At 29.4% G+C, this 13,205-nt stretch carries 13 protein-coding genes; 3 read left to right on the top strand and 10 right to left on the bottom strand.

Going from position 1 to position 13,205, the window contains the following annotated elements; all coding sequences use genetic code 11:
- Positions 1-3: 3 nt before the first annotated feature.
- The 3 genes from G6N05_RS09705 to G6N05_RS09695 form a co-directional block, all read right to left on the bottom strand.
- Complete coding sequence (locus G6N05_RS09705; protein WP_166127783.1) at positions 4-348, bottom strand: Hpt domain-containing protein; 345 nt, start codon at positions 346-348, stop codon at positions 4-6.
- Positions 349-960, bottom strand: a complete 612-nt coding sequence (locus tag G6N05_RS09700; protein ID WP_166127778.1) for a fumarylacetoacetate hydrolase family protein — start codon at positions 958-960, stop codon at positions 349-351. It lies immediately after the preceding gene.
- Positions 961-1,082: 122 nt separating this feature from the next.
- Complete coding sequence (locus tag G6N05_RS09695; RefSeq protein ID WP_166127775.1) at positions 1,083-1,853, bottom strand: 3'-5' exonuclease; 771 nt, start codon at positions 1,851-1,853, stop codon at positions 1,083-1,085.
- A 151-nt stretch (positions 1,854-2,004) separates the two neighbouring features.
- Between G6N05_RS09695 and G6N05_RS09690 the strand changes: the two genes are divergently transcribed.
- Positions 2,005-4,107 (top strand): ATP-binding protein, encoded by a 2,103-nt coding sequence (locus G6N05_RS09690; RefSeq protein WP_166127772.1) that lies wholly within the window; start codon positions 2,005-2,007, stop codon positions 4,105-4,107.
- Between the two features lie 4 nt (positions 4,108-4,111).
- Here G6N05_RS09690 and G6N05_RS09685 read toward each other — a convergent pair whose 3' ends face one another.
- The 7 genes from G6N05_RS09685 to G6N05_RS09655 form a co-directional block, all read right to left on the bottom strand.
- A complete protein-coding gene (locus G6N05_RS09685) occupies positions 4,112-4,762 on the bottom strand; it encodes a DUF2306 domain-containing protein (protein WP_166127768.1) in 651 nt (216 codons plus the stop codon).
- On the bottom strand, positions 4,762-5,700 hold the full coding sequence (locus tag G6N05_RS09680) for a YARHG domain-containing protein (protein ID WP_166127765.1): 939 nt from the start codon (positions 5,698-5,700) through the stop codon (positions 4,762-4,764). Before G6N05_RS09680 ends, G6N05_RS09685 begins: the two co-directional genes overlap by 1 nt.
- 122 nt (positions 5,701-5,822) lie before the next feature.
- Entirely contained in the window at positions 5,823-7,019 is a 1,197-nt protein-coding gene (locus tag G6N05_RS09675; protein WP_166127760.1) for a hypothetical protein, read from the bottom strand.
- A 148-nt stretch (positions 7,020-7,167) separates the two neighbouring features.
- Positions 7,168-8,466 (bottom strand): dihydrolipoamide acetyltransferase family protein, encoded by a 1,299-nt coding sequence (locus G6N05_RS09670; RefSeq protein ID WP_166127757.1) that lies wholly within the window; start codon positions 8,464-8,466, stop codon positions 7,168-7,170.
- Positions 8,467-8,550: 84 nt separating this feature from the next.
- The gene (locus tag G6N05_RS09665) at positions 8,551-9,681 is read right to left on the bottom strand and encodes a glycosyltransferase family 2 protein (protein WP_166127753.1); all 1,131 of its coding nucleotides are present in this window, start codon (positions 9,679-9,681) and stop codon (positions 8,551-8,553) included.
- Complete coding sequence (locus G6N05_RS09660) at positions 9,681-9,983, bottom strand: type II toxin-antitoxin system RelE/ParE family toxin (RefSeq protein ID WP_166127750.1); 303 nt, start codon at positions 9,981-9,983, stop codon at positions 9,681-9,683. The genes G6N05_RS09665 and G6N05_RS09660 overlap by 1 nt, the downstream gene beginning before the upstream one ends.
- Positions 9,980-10,183, bottom strand: coding sequence for a hypothetical protein (locus G6N05_RS09655; RefSeq protein ID WP_166127747.1), 204 nt, complete (start codon positions 10,181-10,183; stop codon positions 9,980-9,982). The genes G6N05_RS09660 and G6N05_RS09655 overlap by 4 nt, the downstream gene beginning before the upstream one ends.
- Positions 10,184-10,284: 101 nt before the next feature.
- Between G6N05_RS09655 and G6N05_RS09650 the strand changes: the two genes are divergently transcribed.
- Together G6N05_RS09650 and G6N05_RS09645 are read left to right on the top strand one after the other, a co-directional pair.
- Positions 10,285-12,144 (top strand): ABC-F family ATP-binding cassette domain-containing protein, encoded by a 1,860-nt coding sequence (locus tag G6N05_RS09650; RefSeq protein WP_166127742.1) that lies wholly within the window; start codon positions 10,285-10,287, stop codon positions 12,142-12,144.
- Between the two features lie 89 nt (positions 12,145-12,233).
- Positions 12,234-13,025 (top strand): O-methyltransferase, encoded by a 792-nt coding sequence (locus G6N05_RS09645; protein ID WP_166127738.1) that lies wholly within the window; start codon positions 12,234-12,236, stop codon positions 13,023-13,025.
- The last annotated feature ends 180 nt before the right edge of the window (positions 13,026-13,205 follow it).

Here is a 13,205-nt window from a genome sequence, read left to right as displayed (position 1 = left end):
AATTTACAATTTAAAATCTTTTTTTATTTCATCAGTGGCATCACCAATTCTTGTTTTTAGAGATTTGAAAACGTCTTTAATTTCCTTACGCTTTCCTTCTGCTTTAGTCCAATTCATAATTAGCATATTGTCTTCATAAGCAATATCCATACCTAATAAATCCAAGGTTGGCTTAATTTTATGAGCAGATGCATATGCTTGAGTGTAATCTTTTAATTCAATTGCATTTTTCATCGATTGAATTTCGAAAGGAACTTCATCTAAGAATAACGTTACAATTTGCAAGGCAAAATCATTATCATTTTCAGAAATTTCATAAACTTTAGATAAATTATATTGTAAAGCCATTTATTTTACTTGTATTTTAAACATTTGTTTACCTTCTAAAAACCCTTCTAAAACATCATTTTCTTTAACAGCTGCTACACCTTTTGGCGTACCTGTAAAAATAATATCTCCTTTTTTTAAAGTGAAAAATTGGGATACATACGACACAATTTCGTCTATGTTCCACAGCATCATAGAAGTTGAGCCTTTTTGAACGATTTCTGAGTTTTTTCTTAATTCAAAGTTAATGTTTTCTAAAGAAGTATAATTTTTTTTCGGCAAGAAGTCGCCAATAATCGCTGAATGGTCAAAAGCCTTTGCTTTTTCCCACGGCAACCCTTTTTCTTTTAACGTAGTTTGCAAATCCCGAGCTGTAAAATCTATTCCTAAACCAATTTCATCATAATATTTATGTGCGAATTTTGGACTAACATATTTACCAACTTTACAAATTTTTACTAAAACCTCCACTTCATGATGCACATCATTGCTAAATTCTGGAATCACAAAAGGTGTTTTCTTCGGTAAAATTGCCGTATCAGGTTTCATGAAAATAACTGGCTCGTCTGGACGCTCGTTATTTAATTCTGAAATATGTTCGGCATAATTTCGTCCAATGCAAATAATTTTCATTTTACTCTATCTTCTTAATTAGTTGGCTAGAAAACCTTTGAAAAGAAACATTTATATTTAACCTTCTTAACTTGGCTCTTTTTACTTTTTACTTTTTACTTTTTACTTTTTACTTGATTCTTTTACTTCGTATTTAATCGTCTTAATTTCAAACCTGTTAATACTTTTTTAGTATAAAGTGGAAAATCTGCGTTTTGAATCCAACCAAAATAACCTGGATCTTTATCAAAAACATCATCTACTAAAACATTCTTGTATTTTCCGAAGCTAAACATTTCTTGATCTTTGTCATTTAAAACAATCATACCTGCAAAATCAACAGATTTTTTACGAGTTGTAAATTCCGACAAGGCTTTCATATCATTTTGCAAATCTGGATATCTTTCTAATTGTCCTAATAAAATTTCATAAGTCGCCATAGTATCCGCTTCCGCAGAATGGGCGTTTTCTAAATTTTTACCACAATAAAATTTTAAAGCTGCAGAAAGTGTTCTTTCTTCTTTTTTATGAAAAATAGTTTGTACATCAACCGAAACGCGGTTTTTCATATCAAAATCTACACCAGCACGAAGTAATTCTTCTGCTAAAAGTGGAATGTCAAATCTATCTGAATTATATCCTGCCAAATCTGAATCTTTAATCATATTGTAAATTTGAGAAGACAATTCTACAAAAGTAGGTTCATTAGCAACTTTCTCATTAGAAATACCATGTATGGCAGTACTTTGAGATGGAATTGGAATAGTAGGATTTACCAACCAAGTTTTACTTTCTTTATTTCCGTTTGGAAACACTTTAAATATAGCTATTTCAACAATTCTGTCTTTTCCAACATCAATTCCTGTAGTTTCTAAATCAAAGAAACAAATTGGTCGTGTAAGTTTTAGTTCCATTTTTACATTTTAGGCAACAAAGATATAAGATATTAACTTTTTCAATAATATATGTTTTAAAAATATTCATAAATTTTATTAAAAACAAGAAAAACACCAATTAAAAATGCTTAATATTGTATTGTAACAAAAAGTATATCAGTATTTTACAATGAAATTAAAAACCACAAATACGTATTCTAAAATTATTATTTTAATATTTATATTAAGTAGTATTAGTCTTCTTTTGTTTGGCGGTTTATTGTTTTATGTCAAAAAACAACAACAAATTGATTACATTGAAACTAAAAATCAATTTAAAACAGACGTTTTAGCCATCTATAAAATGGAAGTTTTACAAAACGAGTCGTATGTAAATGATATTGTTTATAGGGATGAATTTGCGAAATATATTAGTTCAAGAAATGAAAATTGGTTTAATACATCTGTGGCTACTTCTTTAAATACACTAAATTTTGATAAAGTAATTGTCCTAGATAAAAAAGGAAACGTGATAATTGAAAAAAGTAAAAACCCATCTATTTTATCCGATTTAGATGTTTCTCAATCTATAAATAACATTAAACTGCACAACGCTATACGATTTTATAAAAAAACTAAAGCTGGATACGTTGAAGTTATTGGTTCTGGAATTTACAAATCAACAAATGCCAATAAAAAATTTGGGACACCCTATGCTTATTTCTTTGTAGTTAGAATTTTAAACGACGCTTTTTTTAATAAATTAAACGTATTAACTAATTCTAAATGTCAAGTTACATACGTTCCTTATCCAGAAAATGATTCAGAAGTTAGTGTTCAAATAGAAATGCGAGACGAACATAAAAACAAATTGGATAACTTCTTATTTGTTAGAAAATATAATAACAACTTTGTTATTTTAAACAAAATTATTTATTTCATCACCTTACTTTCGTTTTTAAACTTATTGATTTACTTCTTATTTATTAAAAAATGGGTAAACAATCCTTTAAATTTGGTTAGAAAAATACTTGAAAACAACAATACTAAAGCCATTAACAGTTTAATTCAATATAAAGGTGAATTTGGATATAATGGAAAACTCTTTAGAAACAATAAAGAGCAAGAAAAATTATTAAAAAAAGCAAAATTAAAAGCAGAGCAAAATGACAAATTAAAATCGGTTTTTTTAGCGAATTTATCGCACGAAATTAGAACACCGATGAATGCCATTTTAGGCTTTACGAACTTATTAAAAAATGATAAATTAAATTCAGAAGACACAAAAGAGTATTTAGAAACCATTGAAAAAAGCGGGAATAATTTAGTTTTAATTATTAACGATTTAATTGAAATGTCTAAAATTGATGCCAAACAAATTACCCCAAATTACTCTTCAGTAGATTTAAATAAATGTTTGAATGAAATTTACGAAACCATAAAAATCACTATTCCAGAAGAAAAAAACATTATTTTTTCGTTTAAAAAAGACAAAGAATACAACAAAATATATGTAAATATTGACGAAACAAAAGTGAAACAAATTTTGGTAAATTTAATAACCAATTCCATCAAATATACAGATAGTGGAGAAATTTCGTTTGGATTTGAAATAAATTCCGAACAACAAGAAATTCATTTTTTTGTAAAAGATACTGGTTACGGAATTAGTATGGAAGATCAAGCTTTAATTTTCGACAGATTTAAAAGAATTGATAACGATTACACTACAAAATCTTCCGGCTTAGGATTGGGTTTATCAATCTCAAAAGCGTATTTAGACATGATGCATGGAAATATTCATTTAACATCATCTATTGAAAATGGCTCAACTTTTTACTTTTCAATTCCACTAGAATATGCTACAAAAAAACCTAAAAACAAATATATAGATTCACTTTCTGTTATCTCAACTCAAATTACATCAAATAAGCGAATATTAGTTGCTGAAGATGATGAGATTAATTACCTGCTGTTAACCAAAATGCTTTCTCCATATAAAAATTTAGAACTTATTAGAGCAAGAAATGGCAAAGAAGCCGTAGATATATTTACAAATGACAATGCTTTTGACTTAATACTTTTAGATATTAAAATGCCTATTTTGAATGGATTTGAAGCTTTTGAACATATCTCAAACACTAAAACTATCATTCCAATAATTGCGCAAACGGCATTTTCATCAAGTGATGATATAAAAATAATTACCAAAACCGGATTTACCGATTATATTTTAAAACCCATAGATCGAGAAAAGCTTTTCGATCTAATGAATCAGTATCTGAATAAATAATAAGCTATTGATTTACTTGACGCATTTTCATCTTTTTCGAAAATAAATAGATGATAATAATTTCTGCAACTAGTAAATTGAAAGTCCAACCTAACCAAGCTACAATCCGGTAAGCTTCCATTTGTTGTGGATGAAACAGAAATACGATGATGTATTTAAACAATCGTAAGGATATAGCAGAAAGCGTTAAAGCAAAACTTCTGATGGCAAATTTTTGGTGATTTAGAATATCTTTTTTTAGTACATAATACACCGAAAGAAACGTAAAACTCATCCATAAAACAGACAAAATAACAAAGGCTGTTTTAGAAAAAATTCCTCCGTTGGCGTGATACGACATTACCAAACCACTTGGTCCTGAAAGAAATAAGATAATTACAACATACACTCTACCCGACCAACGATGTACATTTATATATTTTCTTTTTATGGTTTTAGAAAATTGTAAAAATCCTAAAAGCATTAAAAAAATGCTGGTGTAAACGTGTGTAAAAAAAGCAATCTTATAATAATTTAAGGCAATTTCATCTTGCTTGATTCGTAAAAAAGCCACATCTGTATTATAAGGAATGTATTGCAACGTAATTAGCAACAACAAAAAGGAGAAGTAAAAATAACTTCCCCAAATTATATATTTAGAAATTCTTGCAAACATTATCTCCCGAAAACATCATAATATTCTTTCGCATTTTCTTCATAACGCAATAATAAGTCGATATTTTTCTTTTCAATATCCGTTAATTCTTTAGTAACATCTGAGAAAACAGGCATATACCATTCGATATTATCAAAATATCTACGAAGCATTTTATCTCTAAATGAGAATCCGTGACGTGCAAAAATCAAATTTCTTAAAATAAAAATATCTCCTTTAGATAAATTTTCTACTAATTCTTTATTGAAAAGCTCTGTTGATGGATTCAAATGAAATATTGTATCTGTTGTCGTAAAATAAGCTTGATCTTCATATGCTTCGCTAGAAATTGTATTACCTAAAGAATCTTCTTCATAAAATGTATCTTTTATTACATTAAATTTTTCAGAATCAAAATAATTAAACATTATTTTATTTTTAGGATTATAAACAAAGAATTTTTTCTTTAAACTTAATTTTCTTTGCAATACTTTATTTGATTTAGTATATGGAACCCAATCTCCTTTTAGTATTGAATCGTTTTTAGCAATATTTAAAACAAATTTTCCATTCGATGTTTTTGAATTAGGTTCTTTTACATGAATTTCAAAATCATCGGTGTAATTTATTAATTTTCCTTCAAATTTTTCAATATTTCCACCTACAACTGAATGTCCTATTATTTTTGTTCCTTCAATTTTATCTATTGAAAAGGTTATTTTTTTACTATAATCATCATCATATTTATAAGATGTATCTGCTGCTTTTTCATTAACATCAAATTCACCAACCCAATAGCCTAACAAATCGGCTTTATCATTAACAACTTTATTTGCATTTATTTTAGGAATATCAAAATCGATATGTTCTGCAATAACATTGTCTTTTTCATTTTTTATATTTCTTTGACAAGAAAAGAAAGACGCTATTATTAAAGCTAATAAAACTATTTTTTTCATTATTGAATTTCTTTTTGAATTAGCATTTATGACCTATCAAATATATACTTATTTCGTAATAGTAAAAAAAAATACCCGATAATTTCTTATCAGGTATTAAAATATCACGTAAAATAAAATCTTTAAAATCTTCTAACTTGCCAACCTGAATACAATTGGCTTGTTTTAGCTAATAAAACTTGAGAACCATCGTCAAAATTTATACCATAACATGTAGTACTATTCAATTGAGAAGAACTTAATACATTTTTATTGTAGTATGAATTAGTTCCAGAAGCTGGACTACCAATTAGACCTATCGATTTTAATTTATACAACTCTTTCAATTCTTTTATTGAAGGTAAAAACCAATCATTTACATTATTGTTTGCTAAATAAACTGACATTGCGGCCGCAACATTAGTAAAATTATTAGTACTCTTAATTTGTACTGAATTCTCTAAACCTGTACCAATTTCTTGGCTTATATTTGACATAAATCCGTCAGAAACTGCCCATTTGAAATTATTAGAACTTGGATCGTTTAATTTAACAGTTGAGGCTTCTAAATACCTCCATCCATTAGTCGTTTCTCCTTTATCAAAAAACACATAACCACCTGATCCACCAATAAAACCTGGCGTTTTAAATGAAACTTGATTTCCATAATAATAAGTAGAATTTATTTTAACATAACTCTTTAAATAATAAGTCGTATTAGAAGACACATAATAATTTGGAGATAAAATACCGCCATCTAATGAAATGGTAAAATTACCTGCTCCATTTGTACTATCCGAATAGCTAGAATTAAAAACTGTTGGATTCTGACTTGTGCTATAACAAATACCTCTTTCCTCATTACTACTTAAATTACTCGCAACATTAACATCAACAGAAAAACCAGAAACTGAAATATTTTTCACAATACTAGTAGTAATTGAAGACGGAATAACAACAGAAAGTTGACTACCGTACTTTACTTCACCTGTTGAAGTATTTTTTGCATATGCTTTTACGTAATAAGTTGCGCCAAATTCAATATTACTAACATTAATGAAATAATTTTGTGATGGACTCGAATTTGCATAAGCAAGGTTGTCATTTATAGTAGGGTTTCCTGTCTTATTATAACAAACCCCTGACTCAATATAATAATCAATAAATGATAAATTACCCCCCGTATTAAACGATAAATTATTACTTTCAAGAGTAGGTTGAATAGTAGTGATTACTAAATCACTGAAAGTTTTTGGTGTAGGTAGTGGAGTTTCATCATCTTTACTACAAGAAATAGAAAAAAGTATTATTAACAAATACAGTAATTTTTTTAAATTCATATTTTTTTTTTAGTTGATTACAAATATATTAAATTTTCATTATTTTAAAATAGTTGTAATTATTTTTTTACAAGACAATTGCAATATTGCTAAAAAAAATACCTGATAATTTCTTATCAGGTATCTTTTAAATATGTTTTTTTGAAACTTAGAAATCTCTATTGATATCAAATGCTTCTAAATAATCTGCTACACGTTTTACGAAACTTCCACCTAAAGCACCATCTACAACTCTATGATCATAAGAGTGAGACAAGAACATTTTCTGACGGATTCCAATGAAGTCACCTTCTGGAGTTTCGATAACTGCTGGTACTTTTCTAATCGCTCCTAAAGCTAAAATACCAACTTGTGGTTGATTGATAATCGGAGTTCCGAAAACAGAACCAAATGTACCAACATTAGTTACAGTATAAGTTCCACCTTGTGTATCGTCTGGTTTTAATTTTCCTGCTTTAGCACGGCTTCCTAAATCGTTAACCGCTTTAGCCATTCCAACTAAATTTAATTGATCTGCATTTTTAATTACAGGAACAATTAAGTTTCCGTTTGGTAAAGCTGCTGCCATTCCTAAATTGATGTTTTTACGTTTAATAATGTAATCACCATCAACAGAAATATTCATTCCTGGGAAATCTTTCAACGCTTTTGCCACTGCTTCCATCATAATTGGAGTGAACGTTAATTTCTCACCTTCGCGTTTTTCGAAAGCAGTTTTCACTTTATCTCTCCATTTTACGATGTTGGTTACATCTACTTCAATAAACGACTGTACATGTGCTGAAGTTTGTACCGAAGCTACCATGTAACCCGCAATTAATTTACGCATTCTGTCCATCTCTACAATTTCGTCACCACCGTTTACTGATGGAGCTACTTTTGGAGCTGAAACTGGAGCTGAAGCAACTGGAGTTGCAACTTCTGCTTTTGCTGCAACAGGTTGATTACCTCTATTCGCAATATATTTTAAAATATCTTCTTTATTTACACGACCATCTTTTCCAGAACCCGCAATAGACTCTAATTCTGCTAAAGAAATTCCTTCAGCTTTAGCCATATTTTTTACTAATGGCGAAAAGAATTTATCTGAACCAGAAAAATCTGCTGGAGCACTCGTTTCAATAGCTGCTTCAACTGTTTTAGCCACTTCTGCAACCGCAACTGGAGCTTCCGATTTTACTTCTGGAGTTGCTGCAACAGCACCACCTTCTGTTTCAATAATGGCAATTGTTTGTCCAACTTGAACCACATCATCCACATTAAACAAAATCTCAACTAAAGTTCCAGAAACTTCAGAAGGCACTTCACTATCTACTTTGTCCGTAGCAATTTCTAAAACTGCTTCGTCCATTTCAATGGTTTCGCCTACTTTTTTTAACCAATTTGTAATGGTTGCTTCCGCAACACTTTCTCCCATTTTAGGAAGTTTCAATTCAAATCTTGCCATATTATTATTGTAATGTTGTGTTTTATTCTTTGGAATACAAAATTAATAAATATTTTGATGTTTTATCACGAAAAAATCAAAAAATCAAAAATTTATAACTTCACCTCTATCATTTGCATTATTGCTACCAATTAGATAATTTGATTGCGAAATATAGTTCTTAAAAGTTATTTTCTTCGATTTATTTTTTTCCATGAATGAAATAATTTCAGCAAATGAAAACGAATTCCTATCAAAAACCACTTCAATATTTAAATTTTCTTCTATTACAAATTGCTTAAAATCAGTCAAATATTCTTGAGATTTATTTAAATTCAATTGCAAATTTTCTTTTGAAAAAACGATATATTTATCAATAATTCTAACTGTATTTTTTTGTTGTTTTTGTTTGAATATCGTAAAAACGAAACTTCCAATTTGCATCATCACATCAAAAATCACTGACTTTTTAAAATGTTTTTTATAGAAGAACTGCATCGCTTCACGGAATCGTTTCAAATATTTCTCATCTCGAACCGTACTTTCTCCTTTATAATGAATCACAGATGTCTCGTGAAAATAGAAATTCTCTTTTCCTAATTTTTGAATCATATAACTCAAATCGATATCATCAGAATACATAAAGCAATTTTCATCAAAACCACCGACTTGTAAATACAAATCGCGTTTCAAAACCATAAAAGCACCTACTAAAATATCCACTTTCCCAGATTGATTTTCGGTAAGATGTTGCGCATAATATTTTCCGAAATAATTAGAAACTTTATACAATCCGAAAATTTTGGTAAAAGCTACCCAAGGAGTTGGAACACCACGCTTACTTTCTGGAAGAAAATTTCCTGTTCCATCTATCAATTTACAACCGATGATTCCCAAGTTAGATTCTGAAACAAGTTCAGAATGACAAAAACTCAGAATTTTCTCAAAAGTATCTTCCGCAACAACAGTGTCTGGATTTAAAATACAAACATATTCGCCTTTGGCTTCTGCCACAGCAATATTATTACCTTTTGGAAAACCAACGTTTTCTTTGTTTTCAATAAGTTTAATGTGTGGAAATAGTCGTTTCATCATGGCACAACTATCATCCGAAGAATTATTATCCACCACAATAATTTCAGCATCAAGATGAATCAGTGCTTTTTGAACACTTAAAACACATTGCTCTAAAAAATAGCGAACGTTATAGTTAAGAATAATTACGGATAGTTGCATTATAATAATTTAATTAAATCGTCTGGATTTTTTAAATTATTCCAAAACACAATAATCTCAATTACACACTTCTCCTTATTAACTCTGTAATATATGGTTGTTTGTTTAGAAATTACCAATGAATAAACATTTTTGTATTTAAAATTGCCAATAATAGCATTATTTGAAAGTCTTTTTAATTCATTTTCAACCAATATTTCAAATTTCTCAACTTCTTTTAAATTCCATTTCGTTAAGATAAAATTTGCTTCTTCAATAAATGATTGCTCTGCAAGATCTTCCCAAATTATTAGGTAATTCATTTTTCTGAATAAAATTTTTCTCGAAATCGTTTCATAACTTCTTCGTGAGGTATACCTTTTCCTTCATCATGTTGTTTTATTGATTTCTCTATCAATTGAATCAAAACGGGATGTAATTCTTCGGAAGCAGCTTCACTATTTTGAGTTACTTCATAAACCTCAGCTGGTTCTTCAACAATATTTTTCTTTTTGGAATTCATAGCAGGCATTTTTACAAAGTTATGAAATAATATTAAAACTTTAATTTCAATAACCTATTTTTGCAATTCGAAAAATGAACTTCGAGTTTAGCAGTAAAAAAATGAATTACCTTTCAGTAGAAAACATATCAAAATCATACGGAGAACGTGTCCTTTTTAAAGACATTTCTTTCGGAATTAATAAAGATCAAAAAATTGCTTTTATAGCGAAAAATGGTTCAGGTAAAACTACCATTATGAACATGATTAATGGTTTTGATGAACCTGATACAGGTCAAGTTGTGATTCGAAAAGGAATTAAAATGGCTTTTTTGAGTCAGAATTTTAATTTACAAGACGAATTAACGATTGAAGAAAGCATTTTCGCATCGGACAATGAAGTTTTACAAGTGATTCGAAACTACGAAAAAGCTTTAGAAAATCCAGAAGACGAAGACAAATATCAGAAAGCTTTTGATGATATGGATCGTTTTAACGCTTGGGATTTCGAAACACAATACAAACAAATTTTATCGAAATTAAAATTAGAAGATTTAAAACTGAAAGTAAATAAGCTTTCGGGTGGACAAAAAAAGCGTTTGTCTTTAGCCATCATTTTAATTAACAGACCCGATTTATTAATCTTAGATGAGCCAACCAATCACTTAGATTTAGAGATGATTGAATGGTTAGAAGATTATTTCGCAAAAGAAAATATCACGTTATTTATGGTGACGCACGACCGTTTCTTTTTGGAGCGTGTATGTAACGAAATTATCGAATTAGATAACGGAAAACTATACCAATACAAAGGAAATTATTCGTATTATTTAGAGAAAAAAGAAGAACGTCAAATTTCTGAAAACTCTAGTATTGATAAGGCACAAAACCTTTTCATTAAGGAATTGGCTTGGATGCGTCGTCAACCAAAAGCGAGAACTACCAAATCGAAATCGCGTCAAGATGATTTTTACGTGATTAAAGAAAAAGCGGAAAGTCGACGTAAGGAAAATGTGGTAGAGCTTGAGATTAACATGGAAAGAATGGGAAGCAAGATTATCGAAATGGTAAAATTGAACAAAAATTTCCCTGACAGAACCATTTTAAAAGATTTTACCTATGCTTTTCAACGTGGCGAACGTATCGGAATTATTGGTAAAAACGGAACTGGAAAATCAACTTTCTTAAACATATTAACCAAAACTATGGAACCCGATTCTGGGAAAGTAATTATTGGTGATACGATTAAAATTGGGTATTACACACAAAGTGGAATCAATCCAAAACCTGGTCAGAAAGTTATTGATATTATTAAAGAATACGGCGAATATATTCCATTGACGAAAGGGAAAATTATTTCCGCTTCGCAATTGTTAGAACGTTTCTTGTTTGATGCAAAAAAACAATACGATTTTGTAGAAAAATTAAGTGGTGGAGAATTAAAACGTTTGTATTTATGTACGGTTTTAATTCAGAATCCGAATTTCTTAATTTTGGATGAGCCAACGAACGATTTAGATATTGTTACGTTAAATGTATTAGAAAGTTTCTTATTAGATTTCCCTGGATGTTTACTTGTTGTGAGTCACGACAGATATTTCATGGATAAAATTGTAGATCACTTATTTGTATTTAGAGGTCAGGGTGAAATTGAAGATTTCCCAGGAAATTATTCTGATTTTAGAAGTTATGAAGATTCTGTAGAACCAAAAGTTTTAAATAGCGTAAGTACCGATAAAGGAAGTTGGAAAGAAAAAACAGTTAAAGCAGGTTTAAATTTCAACGAGCAAAAGGAGTTTACTAAAATCGAAAGAGAAATTAAAGATTTAGAATACAATAAAAAACAAATTGAACAAGAATTCGCTGACGGAAAAGTCGCAGACGATAAAATTGAAGCTAAAGCGAATGAATTACAAAAAATCATTCAAACTTTGGAAGAAAAAGAAGAACGTTGGTTTGAGCTTTCAAGTAAAATAGAATAATTATTACGCATAGATTCGCAAAGAAAACACAAAGTTTCGCTAAGCTTTATTTTCTTTGTGAACCTCTGTGAAAAACTCTGTGAATCTCTGTGTTACATCAAATAAAATCATACTTAAAATTCCTATTCCACTCCAAAAACGAACATGGCGTGCATTCGCCATTTGTGTTTGATTTGGTTACGAAATGCTTTTACGATAAAACGAAATATCCAGAATATCAAATTTTAAATGATTATCGAAATTCGCTTTTAGCCAACAAAAACACGATTGAAGTTACCGATTTTGGAGCTGGTTCAAGGGTTTTTAAATCGAATATTAGACAAATATCTAAAATTGCTCAAACAGCTGGGATTACTCCAAAAAGAGCCGAATTATTATTCAGAATTGTCAATTATTTTCAACCAGAAAGTATTTTAGAAATTGGTACTTCATTAGGATTAGCGACTTCTGCTTTATCATTAAGAAATGCTTCTTCGAAATTAATTACTTTAGAAGGTTGTCCGAATACCATGACTGTTGCCGAAAAAATGTTTCAAGTTTCAAGTTTCAAGTTGCCTTCTAACAAGGTTAACTTTATTACAACTGAATTTTCATCGTATTTAAAAAACTTCCAGCTTCAGTCTTCCAACTTCGAGCTTATCTACTTCGATGGGAACCATTCTCAAAAAGCGACTTTAGACTATTTCGAACTATTATTACCAACCATTACAAATGATTCGGTTTGGATTTTTGACGACATTCATTGGTCGGCAGAAATGGAAAACGCTTGGGAAATTATAAAAAAGCATCCAAAAGTAAAAGTGACAATTGATACTTTCCAATGGGGAATCGTGTTTTTTAGAGCCGAACAAGAAAAAGAACATTTTGTGATAAGAGTTTAGTGGATAGGAACACAGATTTGACAGATTAAACGGATTTTCACAGATTGCAACATTAAGTTTGTCAAACTAAAAGAGTCTTAATATACTTTTTAAAATCTTTGCGATACTTTGCGATATACTTTGCGACACTTTGCGGTAAAATTATCTTTAAAAATTGGAGTTCACATTTGTTTGAAAGAA

This window comes from Flavobacterium bernardetii, from assembly GCF_011305415.1.
GTDB classification, from domain to species: Bacteria; Bacteroidota; Bacteroidia; order Flavobacteriales; family Flavobacteriaceae; genus Flavobacterium; species Flavobacterium bernardetii.
The sequence above is the reverse complement of the archived record's forward strand: the minus strand, read 5'-3'. Positions and strand labels throughout refer to the sequence as shown.